This is a genomic window from Leeuwenhoekiella nanhaiensis, assembly GCF_002744755.1.
Lineage (GTDB): Bacteria > Bacteroidota > Bacteroidia > Flavobacteriales > Flavobacteriaceae > Leeuwenhoekiella > Leeuwenhoekiella nanhaiensis.
This window is the reverse complement of the sequence record NZ_KZ319309.1, coordinates 1-22,561: the sequence shown is the minus strand read 5'-3', so window position 1 is coordinate 22,561 and position 22,561 is coordinate 1. Positions and strand designations below refer to the sequence as shown.

The following is a 22,561-nucleotide window of genomic DNA, read 5'->3' as shown; positions in this document are numbered from 1 at the left end:
TGTACGTCCCTGATATAGGTTGACCACTTAAATGTGATTAACAATGAAAGCAAACGTACAAATTATTCGCAAGCACCGATGTTTTACTGATGATTTTAAACGTCAGATCGTCTCGGACTTTGAATCTGGTACTTATAGTGTCACTCAGCTGAGTAAACTTCACGGAGTATCCGGCACGAGTATTTACAAATGGATTTATAAATTCTCTAACTTTAATGAGAAAGGATTCCGAGTAGTAGAGATGAAACAAAGCAGTTCCCAGAAAGTAAAAGAGCTAGAGCAGAAAGTCAAAGAACTTGAGGCCACTGTTGGCCGTAAGCAGATAATGATCGACTTTCTAGAGACGATGATTGAAGTAGCCAAAGATGAATTGGATATTGACATCAAAAAAAACTACTCCACCCCACCATCGCAAGGATCAGGGAAAAGCCCAAAGAAATGAGTTTTTCCTTAAATCAACTCTACAGCAGCATAGGTATTACCAAGCAGGCTGTGCATCAATATGCCAGGCGTCAGAAGGATTTTGATGCTAAGGTAGCGCAGGTGGTTGTTGAGGCCGATGAGCTCCGGGAAGATTTCCCCGGTTGTGGGGTGGAGAAAATGTATGATATACTTCAACCCGATTTTATAGGAAGGGATCGGTTTGTAGAAACGATGATGTCTTTAGGTTACAGGCTCAAGTTTAAGAAGAACTACAGGAGAACCACTATAGCTTCTAAGCTGTATTACCCCAATCTGATCAAAGGGATGCAGGTAAATAAACCCAATACCATCTGGCAGTCAGACATCACCTACATTCCTATTGAAGGCAAGCACTACTACGCAGTTTTTATAATTGATGTTTACACTAAGAAAATAGTAGGGTATAGCGTAAGTGACCATATGCGTGCCAGTGCCAATGTAAGTGCCTTAAAGATGGCGCTCAAAGAAAACCGGGCACCTGAGATCCATCATTCTGACAGGGGTAGTCAGTACACCTATAAAGGTTACACAGACCTGCTTGAGCAGAATGGAGTAAAGATCAGTATGGCACTATCAGCTCAGGACAATGCCTATGCTGAACGGATAAACAGGACCATCAAAAATGATTACATCGAACGCTGGAAACCCAAAAGCTTCAGTGAACTAAAGACAAGGATCAAAAGAGCAGTAATAAACTATAACTACGTAAGAACGCACAATGCAATACAGAAAATGACCCCAGTAGCCTTTGAGAAACAGTGTTCTTTGTTGGCTAGCCAACAAAGAACAACAATGACTATTTTTAACAATGAAATAATAACCTAAAAACGGTCAACGCTATTTAGGGAAGTACATTTGCGATTCAAAATAATTCCTCACTTTGCACTCCGCATTCAGGATTCAGAATTTGCGAACAGTCCTTTTGAAGGAGCCAGAACGACTGAGAAATCAAACTCGATTGGTTGAACGTTTAAGCTTTAAAATTCAAAATTACATCCATCCCCAGCCCTTCCTTCGAAGGAAGGGGGAAGTTTTTAGTAAGTATAAAATTCCTCCCTTGACTCTTTCCTTACAGTCGGAGGGAGGTTAGGAGGGATGTTTCCTTGCAGCAGTCAGCATTCTGAATTATCATAGCCAAAGCGTTGGCTGAGTTAATTTTGCGTAGCGTAGCGCAGTGAAATTTGTATCGAAGCCAGAGCTTGTAGGTTGACCCTTCGATACGATGCTCCTTTGTCGCATCACTCCCGGTCCCGAAAAATAAAAAATTAGAAATACGAAATACAAAATAACTGCTAACTCTGCACTCCGCGTTCAGCGTTGGTAAATAGTTATTTCGAAGGAGACCGAGCGCTATTGAAGTATAGTAATAAGTATAATTAATCCAGAAATTTACCAAATGCCTTACCTATGCTTATTCCCAGATAGTGTTGTTTATTAAACTCGCGCCATTGCAGTTCAAAGGCAATACTTGATTCTCCGTCTTTGTTTTTTAGATTTAGGGGAATGCCCAATTTCCAGTTTAAGGCATCGTAGCCATTCCAAAAGTTTTGTTCCAGTGCTGCACTAACCCCTATAAAATCTTTATAAAGTGATGTTACTTCAGCTTTTACCTGGCCAGATGTAAACTCTTCATACTCGCCATAATAATACGAGTCTGTTTTAGTAAGAGCAGGCTGTCCTTCTGGAGATCCTTCAAAAGAGGTAAAAGTTCGTTTTTTAACCGCCTCCGTTAATATGTTGTTGTTTTGATAAACTCGAGGAATGGCTGAGAAACTCAATGAGGCATCTTTCCATTTGAAAAATCCATTAAAACTAAGAGATGCATCCCAGGCTTCGAACTGATGGTCAGCGAGTATGCTTGCATCTGTGGTATTGGTAAAGGTTTTACTGCTTTTGGTAAGCGGAATATATCCTTGCAAGGTTACCCAAAATTTACGCATTGATACGTATAAATCATTTTTAAGAATATATTCAGCTTCTTTAGTTGCTATTAATTCTGCCAATTCTACGCTGTCTAAAGGTTTGGTTTCTAAAGCTTCAAGTGCTAAATTTTTTATTGTCTTTTCTCTATAGTCTTTTAAAAGGCTGCTTATCTGTTGATCGGAGTTTTTAGTAAGCGTACCCGAGAAAAAATAAGTGAATTTTAACTGAGCACCAATATTTTGAGCCCAGTTAGAATCTTTGAAGTTATAGAAGGAACCAGTAGGTTCGCCTTTTAATTTAATTCCTCCTGATAACAGGTAGTTTAGATATCCATACGTTTCTGCTCTATGATCATAATTACCCATTAAGCTTAATGAATTATCATCATTGTCTAAGACAAAACTTGCCGGTTGTGTAGAAATTTTGGTGCTGGGCAGGTATTGGTTTAATACATTTCCTATAAGAATATTTAAGGTCTTGTTATTAACAAAAACAGTATCATTGATTTCAGATTCATAGCTTTTCAATACCGAATTAATTTTAGCTCTGGGAGCTTTGTTCTGAGCAAAACATAAAAACGGCAGGAGCAAAAGAAGGTAAACAGAATTTTTCACGGTTCCGGGATTTAGTAAGTTATATGTAAAGCAATCTAATATAGACTTCCGTAACAATACCTAGTAATGGGTATATTTCTTTCCATGTGGTAAGAGTATCAAACAATTGAGGTATATACGATTTAGTCATTTCGAAGGAGCCCGAGGGACTGAGAAATCACATCTGGGTGGTTTAAAATTCAAAATTACATTCAGCCCGAGTCCTTTCCTTCGATTAGATGCTCTCAGGCTCGCAGCACTCCCGGTTTCAAAAAATACAAAATACAAAATTAGAAATACGAAATACGAAAACAGTAGGCAGTCTCAGTGCGCAGTTAGCAGAATGCAGAGTTAAGAATTCTAAGTGTTGAGTTACTTTTTTGCGATTCAAAATAACTCTGCACTCAGCATTAGTCAGCAGGCACAAGTATTCAATTCAGAAAATTTGTAACCCATTAACGTTTAACGATTAACAGAAAACTCTCAAGAGCCTAACCTTCTCCTCCAATAGTCTAATAAGCTCCGGGTCGTAGTAGGGGTAGTGGTCTGGGATGTGAAGGACGGTGACTTTGTTGTAGGGCTTTGAGCTGCCGGTTTTTTTGAGGTGATCCAGATGGCGTTGCTCCATCACCCAGATGCGGTCTGCCCAGTGCAGTAAATCCTCTGTAAGCGGAGTAGTGCCTTCCTGCCAGCACAAGCGCAGATTGGTCCCGGCACTTAAAAATTGCACTTGTGGGTATTTAGCGGCAAAATAGTCCTCAGCGGTTTTAGAACGCTGCTTATTGGCCGAACAGATAAAGAGGTAGTTCACAGTTTAGGTTTACGCTGCAAATTTATCTTAAATAAGGATTTCTACTTGAAATTATTGGCTTTTACGGAATTCCTTATTTAAAGTTTCAATAGTATTTATACATTGTACTTAAGGTTTTTGTGATTCATTAGAATAAGAGTATGCGTGTTAAAATTTAGAAGCAGCAAGCGGAATATTATTACAATAAACTCAATAAGGGCCTTTAAGCTATTCCTGAAGCTATAAGTTTGTATCATGGATTTGATATTATAGTTAGTAGATTATTATCAAAAGCTAATGTCATTTATGTTGGCATAAACCCTGTAAAAGGCAACGGTAGTAGTTTTCAGAGTGTAATTATCGAAAGAAAGGGAACTTCGTATTTAGATGTATTGAATGAGCAGTATCTTAAAGTCATTAAACCTGACAGACTTAAGGCCGGAAGTCTGTCTCTAGCAGAATAGGAGTTAATCAATTATACCAGACATGTGAAATGAATTTCAAAGAGCTACAAGAATTCCTAGACACAGCAGCAATACCCATAATTGAACCCAAGCCCCTAACTTTTTTAGAAATTGCCAGACAACCCCATTACGAGAATGTGTTATCTAACATCTACGCGTTCTTTTTTGACGTAGAACAGGAACACGGATTTCAAGATCTGTTTATATCCAGTTTACTTGAATTGATACAGGAGTCTAAACTAGGTAAGCAGAAAGAAGCCTTGCAAAATTTTAGTGATTTTACAATAGAAACCGAATACAGCACAAAAAAGGGAGGGCGAATTGACTTGCTGTTACACAACGAGCAGCAAGCTATAATCATTGAGAATAAAGTATATCATATTGTAAACAATGATCTTGATGACTATTGGCAGAGTATTCAAAAAAAGGGCATTCAAAAGACTGAAATGATTGGGATCATTCTTTCTTTAGATACCATTCATAAGATTAGTACCAATAAACTAGAAACGGCACTACATTTTATAAATATTAAACATCAAGACTTAATGCTGCGCGTACTGCAAAACAGCGGAGCATATTTACTTCGAGCAAGTGATAAATATGCTGTCTATTTAAAGGATTTTGCCCAAAACATTCAAAATATGAGTACACCAGATATGAAACTAGAGGAACTGCAATTTTATAAAGAGCATCAAGATCAATTACTTCAAGCTCGAAGGTTTCTAGAGCGTTTTGAAGATTATGTGAAAAAAGGAGTAATAAAGGCATTCAAAGAATTAGACCCGGATGATTCTTTTTTAAATATAGTTGCTGGAAGCAATTTAATTCACGTGTATTCGAAACATAATCCAGACTTGTTATTTACTGTAGGCTATTCACGGTTATGGGATATGCAATACCAAAGTATGAATGTCATTGTAGAGCTAAAGGATAAGGCTATCAAAGATTGTTTGGATTTAACTGAAGAACATTTTTCAGAAGAAGAATTTAACTTAGTAAATTTAAATAGTTGTCTAACAAAAAAGAACTGGTGTCATTTTGCATCGGAGACGTATAGCGAAGTAGAGATCGACTTTAATAACTTAAGCAACTATTTGGCTAAACGAATAGAAAAGGATCAATTACTAGCCATCTTTTTAAAGTTAGATAATTTCCTTACCCTGCGAAGAAGTTAAGTTCATAGAAATTTACTTCACCTCCTGAATACTCACCAGTCTATACTTTTTATCCCAAACAGTAATTAGTTTTAGATCGCAGGTGCGCCAGGGTCATGTTTCTTTAGAACGCACTTTATACTCCAGCGGATAGGTGGCATAAAACTCGCTGTTACTTTGAGGTGTGATGCTAAAGCGATCCCAGTCTACCGTGGTTTCGGAATAGGTATACTGCTTGTGGTAGGTCTTGATGATCTGCTGCTTTAAAACCTTGATTAGCCGAACAGATAGAGGTGGTTCATAACTTGGGTGATAAATCTAGATTAGTACTAGAATTAAACTTTATCGCTCTATATCAATATTAAATAATGGAAAATAATGGGCTATAAGAAAATCTTCTACGTAAAACCTATTTATAGATTCACTATACTTATTCATAGGATGATAACTTATAGAGACTTGATTTTTAATTTCTTCAAGCATATCTTTATTGTAAACCGTTTCTAAACCTATTCGCATTTGACTAACGGTGTTGGGCTTTGAGCCACTATTTCGTTTTTTGTTTTTCCAGAGTGTAGGGGAACCCAGTTTTAGATGTTTAGAGATTCTATCTCTTAAATTTGTGGTTTTACCTACATATAAACATACTTTATTATGATGAGTAGCTTTTTTAATCCATTCTTTTGTAAAGCATATTTTAATCTGTTCTTTATGTGTTTTTTTACCATTGATTAAAAATATACTACTCGTGACTGTTTTTGTGAAACCCTCTAAACTACCTTCCCACCAAAAAATATATACACCACTTTGCTCTGTTAATAATGATTTTGAAATACCGTTTTTTTTTATGAAGGTTTTTACAAGCTGAGCGTGATTAGATGTTAAGGCTTCTTTTGCTTTATCAATATTTTCATTTGAATATTTTGCCTCCATTGATGTATATCCAATTTTTTAAGTTAAAATCAACTTTTCAATTTGGTGATTTTTTTCTTTTATAGTCGCAATTAATTCGTCTACAACTATATCTCTAAACTCAAGATTCATCAATCTTAGAGTATCCTCATCTTGGAAACTTTCAAAGTTAATTTTACGACTAATATGTTCCCAACCTAACCAAAATTCTTCAGCAGAATTTTGAAAAATCTTAGGGCTAACCATTTGTTTTAATTCTTCACTTTCTATGGTTTGATAATAAGGTTGGTCTTTATGTAGCACGCAAAGGCCGATGGTTAAAATGTAACCACCTCTTTCAATATAAATAACTAAATCTTTATCAGATTCTATTTGAGCTAATCCTGTATTGATCATCAAGCCATAGCTTAGATTCCTATTTCGAGAACTGTGCACTGATTTGTCAATAGCCTCAATTGAATATTTTTTACATTCAATGACTTCAAAATCTGAGACCTCAGAAACTTTTGAATTTAGCGCGTTCCAGAATTCAAATTCTGTATGCCATTTCATATGTATCCAATTATTTACCAAGAATTGAGCATTTATAGCGTTGTCATTTTGGCCAAGAAAATTCATTAATTCTAATCTTTGTTCTATTTCTTTCTGATCCATTGAAAGCTGTGTTATAAGATTTTTGTATTGTTTAAAAACCTCTGTTAAATTTGATCTATTTGCACATTCTAAAATACAGAGGTCTATCCAGTCTTTTATAAAGTCTCGATATGAAATACATTTAACTTCTTTTAAATCCAGACTTCCAAGGCTTTTTTTTGAGGGTTTTTTTCCATCCAAAGTCAAATAGACCAAGAAAATGTTATGAAAGCCTTGAAGTTGTGCTTTTAAATAATAACGTTCCAATTGCAAATCTTGATCACAGGCCCAAATTTTATTTTCTATTACTATGGCCATTTCCGGGCTTGTTAGGAACAGGTCAATTTTCATAGATTCTTTAAAAATTGAAAATTGACTAGACTTATCTGCGTTAAGGTTTAACTTTTTGAGAAATATTTTAAGGAATAAATTACCCATTAGGTGACTTCCTTCGGTATTCAACATTTCATATAGAAAAGCAGAATGTAAATGTTCCTCGTCGTGCGGTTTTCTAAGGATAGTAAAAATGTTGAAGCTTTTATCACTTCGATTTTTTTCGCTTTTTAGGCGTATGGGGTTAATCCCATTTAAAAGTGTTTCGACGAGCATGAAATTATTTTTGAAACTATAGAATATGGTTATCTACTTAATTCATCTCAACCCATTAATGAAATGAATCATATGTAATGTTTCATTTTCACTGAACTTCTCTGCTTTTGTATTGTAATTGCCCTCAAACATTTTCCAGTTTTCCATCTTAGCACGTATAGCCTTTAGATTATTTTTCTTAAGAACGACCATGCATTCTAAAACAGTATTCAAAAGCTCAATACGATTCATGCTTTTATCTATAAGCGGCTGCTCGTAGATCGTGAGCATATTTTTTACCTGATTTACAAACTGCTTATTTTCTTTGGCATTGATCCATTTGGTAATTTGAGGTATTGCTTTGGGTTTTACCTGTAGGGTTTTCTTAGCGGTTGATAGACTTTGGTAGGTCACAAAAACTTCACTTTCCAATGTTTTTTTGAGAACAGGGGAGTACATACCCCAACCGTGTTCTTGAAATTCTAGGTCTTTAAATATAGGTAGCTCATTCAAAAAGTCAATGTTGCTAAACATTTTATGAACGTATTTTTTACCATAAGTAAAACCAAAACGTTCTTGCGTTAATAGAACCACAGCAGCTACTTCATAGTCATAATTGAGACTTTCAAAGATCTCGTCAAAAGTATTTGTGTTATAACCCTCCTCTGGCTCCGCAGCCATAGATAACGCTACTTTCTCTTCAGCTTTACTCTCAAAAACCTCCCGTAACACACTTTGCATCAAATCCTCAAGTTGCTCTTCACTGGTCTTTACTTCTTGCTCCAGAGTATCGCAAAGACTCATGAGAGCATTTACTTTTTCTACAATAGTTTTTTGTTCTTCTAGCGGAGGGAGTGGAAGAAGAGTATTTTTTATTTTGCCTACATTCAAATTAGGTTGAGCTCCACCTTCTGCTAGAAGCCTTATTTCTTGATATATTTTCCGAAAGAAGTATTTTATATAATCTTTAAATTCGTAAGATGATTGATAAAATACCATTGCAGCGACTGCTTGGTTAGTGGCACCTGGAACAACCAACTCACTTATTTGACCTCGGGTTTTACCTTGACCATACATTGCTATAATTAGTGTTCCTTTTGGAAATACTTTGCAGTTTGTTTCTTTTAGAGCTTTGTCCGAAATTAGTTTTTCGGCTTCTTTTGCAAATAAGTCGTTTGTCGCTGAACTTGTATACCAAGGAATAGTACCTGAATAGTACGCTGAATTGGATTTTGCAGGAGTAGAACCCGTTCCCACATTTACAATATCCTGTAACCTACACCAAACCCAACCCTCTGGTAATTCGTAAGGAATCTCTTCGGGAGTAATAGGGGGTAAAGCTTTCTCTTTTTTGACTTTCTTTTCTTTAATGAGTTGGGCTTTCTCTATTTGGATGTTTTTAAGGAGTTCATTTGCGTGATGTGATCCTGAAACAAGTTCAGGATGACGAGCGCGCCAGTCTGCAGTGAGTTTACCTTGTACGGCCAACTGTAAAATAGTTTCTCGTAGTTTTTTGATGTTCGTAACATCATCAAAAAAAGCGGAGAAGTGGGGAGTCAACTCTTGCCAGGCTGTTTGGGTATTTAGAGTGGCTAACTGGTTTAAAGCCGAAACAACATAATCCTGTTTAAGTTGGATGCGCTTTTGGGTAAGGCTTTCTAATTGTTCAACTTCTTTAAAAAGGATTTCGACAACTCGGACGATTTCTTTTTGTTCCTCCAAAGAAGGCAAGGGAACAGCAATATCACAAAATCTTGATATAGAAACTCCACCAATTATCCCAGTCATTCTAGATTGAAACTGCTCAAAAAATTTAGGGGTTAGATATAGGGATAGGAGAAAGGTAGGTTCGATGTTTTGAAATGGCTCAATAGCATATAACTTATTCCCAAAGCATACATCTTTATTTACAATACCACATTTCTTTCCTGCGCTTCCGCCTTCAGAACAAATTAACACAGAACCTTTATGAGCGACTTTAAATTTATCTTCACCTTTGGGGATTTTAACTCCATTCTCATAGTTTATAGTCTCAAAGCCATAACCAATGTCCTTAGTTCCCAAATATGGATAGCCATTATCAAGGCCTTCATACTTCGCTTGTTTCACACTCTTATTTACACTGTTGCCATTAAATATAGCCCCAAGCTCTCCTAGTTTAATCCATTCCCAATTTTCAGGTGTATCTATGTAATAGTCATTTTTTCTAAAAGCAGATGTTTTAATATTTCTAATTAATTTCTTTTTAATTAGTGTTATTTTTTCAGCTTTAATCGATTTTTTAAGATTTTCAGCTGAGTTCAAACCGCTAATAAGGTCTTGGTTTTCTTTTCTCCAGTCTGCTGTTAATTTTCCTTGTACCGCTAACTGAAGAATCAGCCCTTTAAGATCGTTAGCATTTTTAGGATGAATGCTGAGTTTATGAAAGTGTTTAAGTAACTGCATCTATTGTAAAGCTTCGGTTAATACTTTAACAATCTCATCTTGTATGCTGCTAATTTTAGCCTCCGTTTTACGGTATCGTTCTAGTATAACTTCTGGAGCTGCAAGCGTATCTATTTCCTGATGTGGGTTTTTAAAATCAAGATTGTAGTTCTTTGCTTTAATTTCTTCTGAAGTGACTTTCCAGGCTAATGGGTTGGTTTCTCTATTTTCCCACCAGTCTTTTTCGGTATCAAACTCTGCAATGTTGATAGGCTTGGTTTTATTATAACTTTTTACGCCTTCGGGATAGGGGTGTTCATAATACCAAATCTCCTTGGTAGGAGTTCCTTTTTCAAAGAATAGTAAATTGGTGTTGATACTGGTATAGGGATTAAAAACACCATTGGGTAAACGTACAATCGTATGCAGATTGCATTTATCTAATAGTTCTTCTTTAACCCGCGTTTTTACACCTTCGCCAAATAAGGTTCCGTCAGGCAATACTACCGCGGCACGCCCACCGTCTTTAAGCAAGCGTATTATTAAAGCTAAGAATAAGTCTGCGGTTTCTTTAGTCCTGAATTTTTGCGGGAAGTTGGTTTCCGTCCCATCTTCTTCAACGCCTCCAAACGGTGGGTTGGTAAGAATGACATCTACCTTGTCTTTAGCTCCCCAGTCGCTATAGGGTTTGCTCAATAAATTATCCCTGCGAACAGCGGGAAGGTCAAAACCGTGGAGCATCAGGTTGGTTGTACATAGTAAATGGGGAAGGGGTTTCTTCTCAATACCACGAATGGAGTTTTGTAAAATAGCACGGTCTTGCGGGGTATTTACCTGCTTGCGGATATGATCAATACTACAAGTCAGGAAACCACCGGTACCGCAAGCCGGGTCCAGAATGGTCTCCCCCAGTTGGGGGTCTATCATATCGACCATAAACTGGGTTACAGCACGCGGGGTATAATATTCTCCCGATGAACCCGCAGACTGTAATTCTTTTAAGATGGTCTCGTAAATATCATTAAAGAGGTGGCGGTCTGTAGAGCTGTTAAAGTCAATCTTATTTATGGTATTGATCACCTGACGGAACAAGGTTCCGTTTTTCATATAATTATAGGTATCCTCAAATACCGAACGAATGATATTAGCCTGTGGACTAATAGTAATATCCAGATCTTTAAGCACAGGAAACAGCTCATTGTCAACAAAGTCCATCAACTGGTCTCCGGTCAATCCTTCTTCATCAGCTGCCCAGTTTTGCCATTTTAGTTTTTCGGGAATAGGGCTCTCATAATTGTCTATGGTGATTTCCCATTCTTCTTCCTTATCGGCAAAAATCTTCATAAAAAGCATCCATACCATTTGTGAAATACGCTGTGCGTCACCGTCAACACCAGTGTCTTTACGCATTATATCACGTATAGATTTTATATTTGAAGTGATGTTACTCATTTATCAGTAATATTTTAATTGTGTTAGTATTCCATATCGTTGCATTAGTAAATCTGCTGAATAAAACAATTTTGAAACCAAGCTTTCATTTGCTGTTTTAGTTAATTCTAAATTGTTTACATTATCATCATTTTCTAAGATAAAGTTGTACAAAGTATTTATCAGCCAGATATTATACGTTTCATTATCTACAATATTTGCATCTTCACTTTTTTCAAAAACTATATTTTTAGTCAATCTAAAACCTTTAGGTTTTGAGCATAAATAACCGGTTGTACTAACACTATTATAAACTATATAGTGTTGTCTTCCGTCGTTTATATCAAAATAGGGTGGCTTAAAACCTTGTTGATTAAATTGATTGCAATTTATAATTGCAGAATTTTCAATGATTTTATTATTCCAAAAAAGTGTTTGAAATTCTGTATTGCTATGAAATTTAGGTGCACAGTAATAGACTTTAAATCTTTTATCTAATGCCGCAATAGCTCTAAGTCTATTAAACTGCGGTATATGCCCGTCATTATACACCTTAAATCTATAATAGGGTTTGAAACTTTTTGGAAGACCACTTTTAATCTCCACATCTCCCCTGCGAGCATTCATGAATTCGCTTCGTTTAAATTGAAAAAATTCAATACTTGATAATCCCCTTATTATAAAATCTGATGCAAATACAGGCTCAAGAGAAGTTGTTGGCAGAAAAAATGGGGGCTTTCTTTTAGGGTATTTTGATCTATAGTGATTAAAATACTCACTTAAAAAACCCATCACAAATTGTGTTTCTGAAAACTGAGGCTTAGCCATTATGCTCCGGTGCTATAGATTTCATTTTCTAAATCTTTAATTGCTTGCTCAAAGTCGGTACGTTTACCAAAAGCACGTACCAGTTCTACTGGCGATCCCAACTCATTTAAAGGCTTTACTTTGAGTACGGAGCCTTCCTCAATAGCAGTAATACCTTCATTCTCGTATTTCACCAAAAGGCTGTCTAAAACTTGTTGCGCAATACCCGCATATTTAGCAAAGTAATTGCGCTTTCTTACATTGTTTGCCCGTTCTTTGCGCGTTAGCGCTGGTTGATCAAATGCGATGTGACAAATGAGATCAAAATCGTCTAGGTCTTTTCCTACCTCTTCGCGCAAGGCTTCTAATAATACACCATGCTCAGCCAATTCCCTAAATAATTCATCTTTCTTTTCGGTACTGTTCCAGCGTAGTAAAAAATCATCAAGTGAAGCAAACTGTTTATTTAGGTTTTCTTTGGTATAATCTTTTAGGGATTCGGTAATTAGCTTACCATCTCTACCGTAGTACTGCACGCGTTCGTGCGCTACGCTTACTTTGATATTATTAACGTAAAATTTATTTATTTTATGAGGACCTCCATCAATATCAATATCGGGGGGGTCTCCTTCAGGATAATCGGGCTCATCATTATCTGGCCAATCACCGTCTATAACAGGAGTATCCTCTTCATCTGGAGGTACCACAGGTTCATCAGGTTTTGGTTCATAGATTTGTACCGGTTCTCCATCAAAATCGGGGTCTGCGAAATGGTTAGTCGCTTTTCTAAAGTCCATAATGGTAAAATAGACCTTACCTTCGGCTTCCCGTATTCGTGTACCGCGGCCAATGATCTGTTTAAATTCGGTCATCGAACCTATATTGGCTTCAAGCACAACCACCTTAACCATTTTTGTGTCTATACCGGTAGTAAGCATTTTTGAAGTGGTCGCAATAACGGGGAAACGTTCTTCAACGTCTGTAAAGTTGTCGAGTTCGCGTTTTCCCACTTCATCATCACCGGTAATTTTCACCACGTAATGTTGATGCTTGGCAACCAGGTCTGCATTTTCATTAATAAGTGCAATGCGCATTCGGTTTGCGTGATCTATATCTGTACAGAAAACTATGGTTTTTGCAAAACGATCAGTTCCTTTGAGGTATTCGGTGATTTTTTGAGCGACTAGCTGCGTACGCTCGTCAATAGCCAGAGTACGGTCGTAATCCTTAAGGTTATAAATGCGATCTTCAATCTCATTGCCGTACTTATCCTTTAAGCCCTTTGTGGGTCGCCAGCCTTCATCAACCGTAGTGCTGATACGTACCACTTTGTAAGGAGCCAGGAAGCCATCATCAATACCTTGTTTAAGCGAGTAGGTGTAAACGGGTTCGCCAAAATAGGCGATGTTAGAAATATCTTTAGTCTCTTTGGGAGTAGCGGTTAATCCAACCTGAGTAGCAGAGCTAAAATAATCAAGCACCTCACGCCAGGCAGAGGCTTCAGATGCACTGCCCCGGTGACACTCATCTATAACTACCAGATCAAAAAAATCACGACTGAATTCCTTATAAGCATTTTTTGATTCTTCATTACCGGTTAAGCCCTGATAAAGAGCAAAGTAAATTTGGTAGGATTTATCAATTTTTCGATTCTTGATGATGTGCATGATTTCACTTCCAAAAGGAGAGAAATCCCCATTTTTAGTTTGGGTCAATAATGCATTTCTATCGGCAAGAAAAAGAATACGCTTTTTAATTTGCCCTTTCCATAACCTCCAAATGATATTGAAAGCGGTATAGGTTTTACCGGTACCGGTAGCCATAACCAGTAGAATACGATCCTGCTTTTTTGCGATGGCCTCAACGGTTCTATTCACCGCGTTTTGCTGATAATAGCGCGGACTCATTCCGCTGATGTCTACATAATAATCTTGCTCTACAACCTCTAAAGCTTCGGGAGTATCAATATTTTTATACTTCAGATAAAGTTCCCATAAGTATTTCGGAGAAGGAAATTGATCCATAGGTAATTCGGTTTCGACGTCACCATATAAACCGGTTTTGTCGTGAAAAAGAAACGAATCACCATTTGAGGTAAATACAAAGGGTATCTGTAATATATCAGCATACTCCAATGCTTGTTGCATCCCGGCTCCAACAGGATTGTTATTATCTTTAGCCTCAATAATAGCAAGCGGTGTATTAGGTTTGTGATATAAGATGTAGTCTGCACGCTTACGCTTACCACGCGTATGTAAATTGCCCTGCACAATAATTCGACCATCTGTAAAGAAGACTTCTTCACGCACCTGTTTGCGAATATCCCAACCAGCCCTTTGTATTGCAGGATTTATAAACTTGGTACAAATATCCCTTTCCGTTAAATCCTTTTTATTCATACGTAGACATTTTGAAACTTAAAGCTTATCGAGAAAAGATAGTGCGGATATACACCGCAAAAGAAAAGCGATAATGCAGGCATTAATGTTGTCGGTTAGCTTGGATGTTCAGGTTATGCAGGGGGATTTAAAAGTAGGGATTATTATTAATAAAGTCAAAAAAAGTGTTAAGGATGACTTTTGGAATTTTACGCAAAACAAGATTAAATGTTTTCTTGAGTTAGTAATATTGCAGGAAATAAACTCAAATTAATTATACTTGGCCTTATTTCTTAATACGCAACGCCTCAATCAATTTATTCCGGAACTTATAAAAAGCAGTGAAGACGAACTCGTTTTAATTGTTCCTTATGTTCAAATTTCAAAAAACATTTTTAAAGCATTGCAAGTAGCAAATAAAAATGGGGTGCAGATCATATTGATTTACCGGGAAAATAAGTTGAATGATAGAGAAAAAAGCAAATTACTATCGTTAGATAATGTCAGTTTACTACACCACCCACACATACACAGTAAGTGCTATTTTAATGGAGATCTCTTAATTATAAGTTCGATGAATCTTTATGAATATTCAGAACTAAATAATAGAGAAATGGGTAGCTTATTTGTACATCAGGAATTAGGAGATAGTTTAGGTCTATATACGCTAAGCGATCACGATATTGAAGTTGATAGTAGCGACTTTTTTAAAAATGCCAAAAGAGAAATGGCTGCAATTGTCTCAAGTGCTTCTGTAGAGCATATTAGCACGTATTATAGGGAATCTAAATTTGACGTCACTATATTAATGTCTGTTAACGAGCAATGTCAGGCATTATGCGATCGACTAAGCAGGCATTTTTTGAACAAGAAATTTATACCTGTACATTTCTACGGAGATGTCTATAATCCAACTTGTTTAAACTATTATGATCGTATTGAAGTGAGTTGGGAAGATCGCCGTTGGGTACTAAATATCAAAGAGCCGTATAGTACATTAAATGAGTTATTTGGGGAGTGGAAGCAAACCTATGAAGAGTATGAGTTTAGTGGTTTTAAGTATTATTGGAATAGTATTAAGGAGCCCATTTATTTATATGCAGATTGGAATCATAACATGTGGGAAGGGGATTTGGAGCCTAGTGAAAAGATTCTTCAATGGAAAACAGGTATTGATCAAATTATAGCCAAATACAGAAGCATAAGCAAGCGATAGCCCATTGCCTGTTTTAGTATTTTCTGGTTAAAAACAACCCCACTTCCTCCTCAAACACGTCCAGCGGGGTACGATGTCCCATCTCGGCACGAAGGTGGAGGTGATAGTCAAATCCGGCTTTAAGTTGGTCGACTAAAAAACGCAGCGTATCCGCCGGGTCAACAACCGTATCATTTCCGCCCAAAACCACCTGTCCAAATCCCGATGTTGGTGTTTTAAACGTCGGTATATTTTGAGGCACCGAGCGTTTCACCAGAGCAGGATTAAACAACAATACCGGTTTGTCAAAAGCCCGGCACAGGTGAAAGGCTGCAAAACCTCCCATACTACTGCCCATCACATAGTCTATAGGTTGCCCTTTATACGTTTCATAAACCTGCTGTACCGCATCGGGATTGTGGTGATAGTCCAGATCTGGAGCCAGGACGGTGCCGTACTGTTCCAATACCGCTTTTTTAGCAGTACTGAGTTTACTTTCAAGTCCGTGGAGGTAGAGAATGGTCATAAGGTATGTTATTGGGTAATTAAAGGTACAGAAACTTTTTGCTGTATTTGGTTTGTTGTTTTCCGTTTTTTGTTTAGGGTTTTCTGTTTTCCGTTTGCTGTTTGTGGTTTTCCGCTTTCTACTTTTCACCTCTAACCTAGAATCTGCAACCTCAATCAGATGGGATATCTCGTCGTTTTGGGCTTCTTCGAAATCAATGAAAACTGCCGACTGAGACTGCTCACTGAACCCTGAGTGATGCGACCCCAGGAGCATTGTATCGAAGGGGCTACTTCCCATTCAACCCCCAGTTTCCTTCGCCCAAAGTCCCATCCCGAACAAACACATCCTGAGATTGTAGCAAACCCCATCCCTGCATCCCCGAACCACACCCGAACCAATCTCGAACCTGAACCGAACAAAACCCCCTATTTTTTGCCATGACCCTGCAATGGCGTGCAATCGTATGCAATGGAATGCAATCGCGTGCAATTAACTGCAATGGCCTGCAATCACGTGCAGACTTTTGGAAGTGCTTAAAAGCCGTACTACTTTGGTAATCAATTAACAGTTTAACCTTTAAAAACACAGTATTATGGCAACATTTGAAAAAGGAATCCTGGGAGGATTTAGCGGTAAAGTAGGTTCGGTAATTGGCGCCCGCTGGCGTGGTAAAAACGTATTGCGCAGCTTACCGGCCAGCAGTACCAAAGCACCTACCGACCTGCAGGTAGAACAACGTCTGCGCTTTAGCGTGGCAATCGCGTTTCTCAATCCGGTTAAAAGCGTGGTAAGCCTGTATTTCGGCAAACGCCAAAAAGACAAGTCGGCCTACAACCTGGCGACCAGTTATTTTATTAAGGAAGTGGTGGTTCCTGACGGGGCAGGCGGCTTTACCATTGACGCGGCCAAAGTGCTCATCAGCAAAGGTGATCTGCAGGGACTTGCCAATCCGGCTACCGCGGTGGCGGCAAACCAACTCGTTAACCTGACCTGGGCAGACAACAGTGGGCAGGGTTTTGCCAATGCCACAGACAAGCTGATCGTGGTGGGGTATATAGAAACCCTGGCGCGGGCGGTGATCTTTAATGACGGTATCCGCCGTAATGCGGCAGCAGCAGCTTTGCAGTTTCCGGCTTATATGGCGGGAATGGAAGTGATGCTTTACGCAACCTTTGTCACCGAGTCTGAAGATGAAGCCGCCACCAGTTTGTATCTTGGGGATGTAACCTTAAGTTAGTGTCTTGTTTTGAGGAATTAAGAAACCTGCAATGCCTTGCAGGTTTTTTATTTAGTCCTAATTTATTGAATGCATGAACCTCCTAAAGTCGGTTTGTGTATTAACTAGTTCTATTCCTATTCTGTTTTTTTTAGCTCGTGTCGTATATATATAGGGGAACTCGTGAACCTCGTACCTCGGTTTGCATTGCCCACCCTTTGACTGCCCTAAGGGCAGATAAAAGAACCAACCCCGAAGCGTCCGGGCTAGGCTTAAAAAACGATCTCTAAATTTATCGTTCGACTTCTAAATTTTCTAAACTCCCCTGCGGGTCGAACAGCAGAAAATTTTACGAGCCTTCACTTCAAATTTCACGAAATCTTTTCTATATGCCGGGTTTTAAATAGTGCAAACAAATATTATTTCGTTTAGCCTTTGAGGTTTGAATAATTGAGTTCTTTAAGATATTATAAGTAAAGATTTAGCTCCCTTCTCCGTAGGGAGAAGGGCGGGGGGATGAGGATAAAATAAGCCTTGATTTTCCTGCCCGGCTGACTAGACGGGTTGTTTCTTTCGTATCAAGGCAAAAGAATAGAACTATTAATTGAAGTTGTAGTTTCACTTTTAGATGACATTAGCCTTCTAAAGTTGGTTTGTGTATTAACCAGTTCTATTCGTATTCTGTTCTTTTTTAGCTCGTGCCATTAATATATATAGGGGAACTCGTGAACCTCGTACCTCGGTTTGCATCGCCCACCCTTCGACTGCGCTCAGGGCAGGCAAAAGAACCAAAAAACGCTAGGCTTAAGAAACGATCTCTAAATTTATCGTTCGACTTCTAAATTTTCTGAACTCCCCTGCGGGTCAAACAGCAGAAAATTTTACGAAGCCTTCACTTCAAATTTCACGAGATCTTTTCTGTATGCCGGGTTTTTAACTTTTTAAAGTAAATATGCTTTCGTTTAACCTTTAAGGTTTGGGTAATTGAGTTCTTCAATATATAATAAGTAAAAATTCAGCTCCCTTCTCCCAGGGAGAAGGGCGGGGGGATGAGGATAAGCCTCCCTTCGAAGGGAGGTTTGGAGGGATGTTTTATTTGGTTTTTTAGCTAGGGGTGTTTCTTCCCATTTAAATTTTGTGATTGCACTTCGACTGTCCCTTCGACTGCGCTCAGGGTGACAGCTCATGGTGACAGCTCCGTGTAAAAGGCTTGAAGTAATACTTTTTAATACAGGCGCTCACGAACCAGGACTTTGACAACTGATGTTTAAATGTTTTTAATTGGTTTTCTTAACTTTAGACGTCCCCTTATTAATCAGCCTGATCTATGAAACTTCTTTTTTTCCGTAAGGGGATACCAGGTATTTTGTTTTTTCTGGTTCTGGGAGGTGTAACGTCTGTTTCCGGCCAGGTAAATACATTAAGCTATGCCGAAAAGATCTACCTGCAAACCGATGCCGAGGTGTATACCGCTGGCAGTCAGATCTGGTTTAAAGCAGTGGTCTTAGCAGGCCCCTTGCACAGGCCTTCAAACCTGAGTGGCGTCTTGCACGTTGATTTGATCAGTCCGTCTGAAGAGGTTGTGGTATCGCAGCTTATACGCCTCAATCAGGGTATTGGCTCCGGTACGATTAATCTGGAAAACTCGCTTGCACAGGGGACCTATCTTTTACGAGCTTATACCCGGTGGAATCAGAATTTTGATACGGACTTTATCTTTGAAAAACGACTGCCTGTATTTACAGCCGATGCGCAAGCCGTCTCAAAAGTTGATGCTCCCGGGATTACCCAAACCGATGCAGCGGGTTCCCGCAACCTGAAGGTTTTGTTAGATCCGCTTGCGGTTGACAGTTTACACCGCGGAAAGCTGGCGGTTAGCTTAGCTCTTGATGGAAAGCAGGATACTCTGACTGTACGAAAAAAGGAAGGCGATTTTTATGTGCTTGACTATCCCCTGACTGCAGACAGCGATGTGCTGAGTATCCATTACCGGACTGATACCGGCAAACAACACTTTCAAACCCTGGTACTTGATACGACCGGTATTGATGTGCAGTTTTTTCCGGAAAGTGGAGATTTTATCGCAGGAATTCCATCTCAGGTAGGGTTTAAAGCCCTGGGATACGATGGCTTGGGAAGAAAGGTTTCCGGCAGCATCATAGATGAATACGGAAAAGAACTCGTCCGTTTTAAAAGTAATGTTCTGGGTATGGGGAGTTTTAGACTGCCCTCGCTGAGCGATACGCTTTCGTATTACGCCCGGATAGATCGTGGTCAGGCTTCCGCCTTAAAAATAGCCTTGCCCCGGGTAAAGGATAAGGGTACTACATTGGTTTTACGTGATCTGGGAACCAGCCTGCAGGTCAATGTTCTGTCTACGGCTTTAAAAAATGATACGGTTGTCATACAGCTCAGCAGCCGGGGGCGTCTGCTTTATAAACTGCAGGAACCGATGCAGGAAGGCATACTGCCCGTAATTTTTCCTAAAACCAAACTTCCCTTTGGTATCGTGGCCGTTTCCCTGCACGATGAACAGGGAGCTACTATTTCCCGGCGTCTTTATTTTAATGAGAATCAACAGGAGATGCTCAAACTGAACGTTGATCTACCCAAAAAGGAATATACCCCCCGGGAGGCCGTGCGCGTAAAGCTAGAGGTTAAAGATACCCGGTCGAGGCCCCAGCTGGCAAACGCCTCTATACTCGTGACCGATGCTTCGCAGTTGGGCGAAACCGTGAACTACCGGGAGAACATCCTGTCTTATTTCTTGATACAGTCTGAATTGCGGGGTAATATCGAAAAGCCCGGTTTTTACGTTCAAAACGATTCGCTCCATACCGAAGCGCTTGACGATTTGCTGCTCACTCAGGGTTGGGTGAGCTATAAATACGATACGATAACTACAATACGTAAATTTCAACCGGAGCCTGTGTTGCTTCTGGAAGGTACGGTAAGTGCACCCTTAAATAAGAATAAGCGTCGCGAGGGGGTAAAGTTGGCGCTTATGAGCTTTGATGAAGAGCTGTTTATTCAGGAACAGGTTTCTGACAGCCTGGGGCGATTCCGGTTTACTATCGATGCCTTATCCGGGGGCTATCAGAATCTGCTGATTCAGACTTCAACCGAAAACGGAACCAATAAAGACTACAACCTGTTTTTAACCTCGCATAAAAAACCGGATGTTAACCTGCGGCAAGAGGCGCAATTTGCACTAACCGATACCACAGCAGTTCAGGCTGCGCGGCAGAAGACCCAACAACAGACGGTACTGCGTGAAGCCATGCCTTTTGGTGATGAAGATATAGCCCTGGATGAAGTTTTGGTAAACAGTTATAAAATGACTCCCAAACGCCAGGAGGTAGCCGATGAATACGGAATGCCGGATCGGGTGATAGATGGCAAGGCGATTCAGGCCAAAGAAAAAAAGTGGTCGTATGGTCTCTACAGTGTGTTGCTGTTTAATTTCCCGGATAAAATACGCATTGTAAGAAAAGGAGGAATGCTTAAAGCTGAAGTAAGTCTTTCAGATACCACTTTGGTACTGGTAGATGGTCAGCCGGTTCTGGGGTATAATTACGATATGATACCCAACTTGCCGGTAAGTGAGATCGAAAGTTTTGAGATTATTGAAATGGCCAAAAACTTTAGCAGTCTGTATCTGGAGGCTTATCCCAATGCGAGTCCGCTGGAAGCCCCTCCCTGGGGTCATGTAATTGCGATTTACACCTATGGCGGTAACGGTTTGTTTGCGGCAGAGCGTCCTAAAGGAATTATCAAACAGCGGGTACAGGTATTTACAGAACCCGAAGCATTTTATACTCCTAAGTATGAAACCCGGCAGGATCTGAATCGGAGCGAACCCGATCTGCGGAGTACGCTCTACTGGGATCCCGAATTGGCAATAGACGATACGGGTAAGGCTGAGGTGAGCTTTTACAATCCTGATAATACGGGTACTATGCTTATGCTGATTGAAGCGGTGTCTGCAAATGGAGATTTGGGTTATAAGATGCTTCAGTATGAAATTAAGAAACCGGGTGAATCTGATTATAAATAGGAGGCAGGAGTGCTGAGGTGAATAAAGCTCAGCGTTTGGAGTTTAGCGTGATGTATTTTTGACCTGGAGCAAAGAAAAAAGAGGGAAGAATAAGGGCTAAAAGTACAAAACACGAAATATGAAATCAGTTTATAATCAAGAGTCAGGAGTGCTGAGGTGAATAAACTCCTAACTCTGCACTCCACATTCAGGATTGATAAGCGGTCATAGTTCTTTTTTATGGGGCTTTGATTGCTTTAGGCAATCACCGCGCTGTCGCTACTCGCTTTTTTAACTTCCCTGCGGTCGTAAAAAAGAGCTCACACATGCCGCTCCATCGCTAAGCCGTATTTCAAAGAGATGGTTTTTAAAAGCAAACAGTCTTATATAGTAAAGTTGTTGATTCTTTTAAATAACCCAATAACGCATTTCAGATCATAGACTCCCCCTTTAATACCGTGCTTCTGTGGTCGCACCACTTAGCGTTCTTAAATACGAAGTCAGTTACTAATTAAGAGTTCTGGGTTCTGAGTTCAGAGTTTCGCAGATTTGGGCTATGCACATAGATATCCAGTATTGCAGTTCTCCACTCAGTAAATAATGGAGTTACTTCAATCTCAGAGGAGGCGAGGTATGAGGTTAAGCCTCCCTTAGAAGGGAGGTTGGAGGGATGTTTTATTGGGCTTTTTATTTAGCTTGTTTTTGCAGTTTAGATTTTTCAACTGTCCCTTCGACAAGCTCAGGGTGACAGTTGAAAGTTCTTTTCTGTGTTAACGTTTCAGTCTTGATTTTTGCTCATTAGCGCTTTGCTTTAAATCGACTTTGATTGCAGTCCTCCTTATAAATGGTGTGTTCATAGTATGCGTCCATTGCATTTCAACGCCATTTTCGGGGAATTCGGGATGATTTGCTGTGTTTGAGTTTTTTGTTTCAGGAGTAATTAGGGGTAGAGTGCAGGCTTTTTAGAAAACTTTAAAAAAAAATTTGGTTGTAAGTGATTGGCATTTAGGCTTTATTAAAAAAGATTTTAAAAAGTGGGATAAAGCT

15 protein-coding genes are annotated in these 22,561 nt (G+C 39.1%); 6 read left to right on the top strand and 9 right to left on the bottom strand.

The features are described 5' to 3' along the window. Nucleotides 1–43: 43 nt before the first annotated feature. Nucleotides 44–442, top strand: coding sequence for a transposase (locus CJ305_RS18290; protein WP_099647718.1), 399 nt, complete (start codon nucleotides 44–46; stop codon nucleotides 440–442). Beyond that, nucleotides 439–1,287 carry an IS3 family transposase gene (locus tag CJ305_RS18285; protein WP_099647717.1) on the top strand — a complete coding sequence of 283 codons (849 nt, stop codon included), beginning with the start codon at nucleotides 439–441 and terminating at the stop codon, nucleotides 1,285–1,287. The genes CJ305_RS18290 and CJ305_RS18285 overlap by 4 nt, the downstream gene beginning before the upstream one ends. Nucleotides 1,288–1,838: 551 nt before the next feature. Here the strand turns inward: CJ305_RS18285 and CJ305_RS18280 are convergent. Both CJ305_RS18280 and CJ305_RS18275 read right to left on the bottom strand, forming a co-directional pair. Then, nucleotides 1,839–2,999: a hypothetical protein gene (locus tag CJ305_RS18280; protein WP_099647716.1), complete on the bottom strand. Its 1,161-nt coding sequence runs from the start codon at nucleotides 2,997–2,999 to the stop codon at nucleotides 1,839–1,841. 448 nt (nucleotides 3,000–3,447) lie between these two features. Then, entirely contained in the window at nucleotides 3,448–3,789 is a 342-nt protein-coding gene (locus tag CJ305_RS18275; RefSeq protein WP_099647715.1) for a phosphotyrosine protein phosphatase, read from the bottom strand. 472 nt (nucleotides 3,790–4,261) lie between these two features. Between CJ305_RS18275 and CJ305_RS18265 the strand changes: the two genes are divergently transcribed. Then, nucleotides 4,262–5,407: a PD-(D/E)XK nuclease family protein gene (locus CJ305_RS18265; protein ID WP_099647713.1), complete on the top strand. Its 1,146-nt coding sequence runs from the start codon at nucleotides 4,262–4,264 to the stop codon at nucleotides 5,405–5,407. A 321-nt stretch (nucleotides 5,408–5,728) separates the two neighbouring features. Here CJ305_RS18265 and CJ305_RS18260 read toward each other — a convergent pair whose 3' ends face one another. Genes CJ305_RS18260 through hsdR form a run of 6 tightly spaced genes read right to left on the bottom strand, consistent with a single transcriptional unit; the run spans nucleotide 5,729 to nucleotide 14,580 of the window. Continuing rightward, a complete protein-coding gene (locus tag CJ305_RS18260) occupies nucleotides 5,729–6,319 on the bottom strand; it encodes a GIY-YIG nuclease family protein (RefSeq protein ID WP_099647712.1) in 591 nt (196 codons plus the stop codon). Between the two features lie 18 nt (nucleotides 6,320–6,337). Next, entirely contained in the window at nucleotides 6,338–7,540 is a 1,203-nt protein-coding gene (locus tag CJ305_RS18255; RefSeq protein ID WP_099647711.1) for a PDDEXK-like family protein, read from the bottom strand. 42 nt (nucleotides 7,541–7,582) lie between these two features. Further along, the gene (locus CJ305_RS18250; RefSeq protein ID WP_099647710.1) at nucleotides 7,583–9,964 is read right to left on the bottom strand and encodes a restriction endonuclease subunit S; all 2,382 of its coding nucleotides are present in this window, start codon (nucleotides 9,962–9,964) and stop codon (nucleotides 7,583–7,585) included. Next, nucleotides 9,965–11,395, bottom strand: a complete 1,431-nt coding sequence (locus CJ305_RS18245; RefSeq protein ID WP_099647709.1) for a class I SAM-dependent DNA methyltransferase — start codon at nucleotides 11,393–11,395, stop codon at nucleotides 9,965–9,967. It abuts the gene before it with no gap. A gap of 3 nt (nucleotides 11,396–11,398) precedes the next feature. Beyond that, complete coding sequence (locus tag CJ305_RS18240) at nucleotides 11,399–12,202, bottom strand: hypothetical protein (protein WP_099647708.1); 804 nt, start codon at nucleotides 12,200–12,202, stop codon at nucleotides 11,399–11,401. Further along, complete coding sequence (gene hsdR / locus CJ305_RS18235; protein ID WP_099647707.1) at nucleotides 12,202–14,580, bottom strand: EcoAI/FtnUII family type I restriction enzme subunit R; 2,379 nt, start codon at nucleotides 14,578–14,580, stop codon at nucleotides 12,202–12,204. Before hsdR ends, CJ305_RS18240 begins: the two co-directional genes overlap by 1 nt. 259 nt (nucleotides 14,581–14,839) lie before the next feature. On the opposite strand from hsdR, the gene CJ305_RS18225 reads away from it, so the two are divergent. Continuing rightward, a complete protein-coding gene (locus CJ305_RS18225; RefSeq protein ID WP_099647705.1) occupies nucleotides 14,840–15,775 on the top strand; it encodes a phospholipase D-like domain-containing protein in 936 nt (311 codons plus the stop codon). A gap of 13 nt (nucleotides 15,776–15,788) precedes the next feature. On the opposite strand, the gene CJ305_RS19530 is transcribed toward CJ305_RS18225, so the two are convergent. Beyond that, complete coding sequence (locus tag CJ305_RS19530; RefSeq protein WP_189319490.1) at nucleotides 15,789–16,280, bottom strand: YqiA/YcfP family alpha/beta fold hydrolase; 492 nt, start codon at nucleotides 16,278–16,280, stop codon at nucleotides 15,789–15,791. A 574-nt stretch (nucleotides 16,281–16,854) separates the two neighbouring features. Here CJ305_RS19530 and CJ305_RS18210 point away from each other — a divergent pair. Together CJ305_RS18210 and CJ305_RS18205 are read left to right on the top strand one after the other, a co-directional pair. Continuing rightward, the gene (locus CJ305_RS18210; protein WP_099647702.1) at nucleotides 16,855–17,499 is read left to right on the top strand and encodes a DUF6266 family protein; all 645 of its coding nucleotides are present in this window, start codon (nucleotides 16,855–16,857) and stop codon (nucleotides 17,497–17,499) included. A 1,306-nt stretch (nucleotides 17,500–18,805) separates the two neighbouring features. Continuing rightward, complete coding sequence (locus CJ305_RS18205; RefSeq protein WP_099647701.1) at nucleotides 18,806–21,535, top strand: hypothetical protein; 2,730 nt, start codon at nucleotides 18,806–18,808, stop codon at nucleotides 21,533–21,535. The last annotated feature ends 1,026 nt before the right edge of the window (nucleotides 21,536–22,561 follow it).

Excerpts from the sequence above, each read along its gene's own strand:
- CJ305_RS18210 (WP_099647702.1), top strand. The coding sequence starts at position 16,855 with ATGGCAACATTTGAAAAAGGAATCCTGGGAGGATTTAGCGGTAAAGTA.
- CJ305_RS18240 (WP_099647708.1), bottom strand. The coding sequence starts at position 12,202 with ATGGCTAAGCCTCAGTTTTCAGAAACACAATTTGTGATGGGTTTTTTA.
- CJ305_RS18290 (WP_099647718.1), top strand. The coding sequence starts at position 44 with ATGAAAGCAAACGTACAAATTATTCGCAAGCACCGATGTTTTACTGAT.
- CJ305_RS18260 (WP_099647712.1), bottom strand. The coding sequence starts at position 6,319 with ATGGAGGCAAAATATTCAAATGAAAATATTGATAAAGCAAAAGAAGCC.
- CJ305_RS18285 (WP_099647717.1), top strand. The coding sequence starts at position 439 with ATGAGTTTTTCCTTAAATCAACTCTACAGCAGCATAGGTATTACCAAG.
- CJ305_RS18250 (WP_099647710.1), bottom strand. The coding sequence starts at position 9,964 with ATGCAGTTACTTAAACACTTTCATAAACTCAGCATTCATCCTAAAAAT.
- CJ305_RS18245 (WP_099647709.1), bottom strand. The coding sequence starts at position 11,395 with ATGAGTAACATCACTTCAAATATAAAATCTATACGTGATATAATGCGT.
- hsdR (WP_099647707.1), bottom strand. The coding sequence starts at position 14,580 with ATGAATAAAAAGGATTTAACGGAAAGGGATATTTGTACCAAGTTTATA.
- CJ305_RS18255 (WP_099647711.1), bottom strand. The coding sequence starts at position 7,540 with ATGCTCGTCGAAACACTTTTAAATGGGATTAACCCCATACGCCTAAAA.
- CJ305_RS18205 (WP_099647701.1), top strand. The coding sequence starts at position 18,806 with ATGAAACTTCTTTTTTTCCGTAAGGGGATACCAGGTATTTTGTTTTTT.
- CJ305_RS19530 (WP_189319490.1), bottom strand. The coding sequence starts at position 16,280 with ATGACCATTCTCTACCTCCACGGACTTGAAAGTAAACTCAGTACTGCT.
- CJ305_RS18265 (WP_099647713.1), top strand. The coding sequence starts at position 4,262 with ATGAATTTCAAAGAGCTACAAGAATTCCTAGACACAGCAGCAATACCC.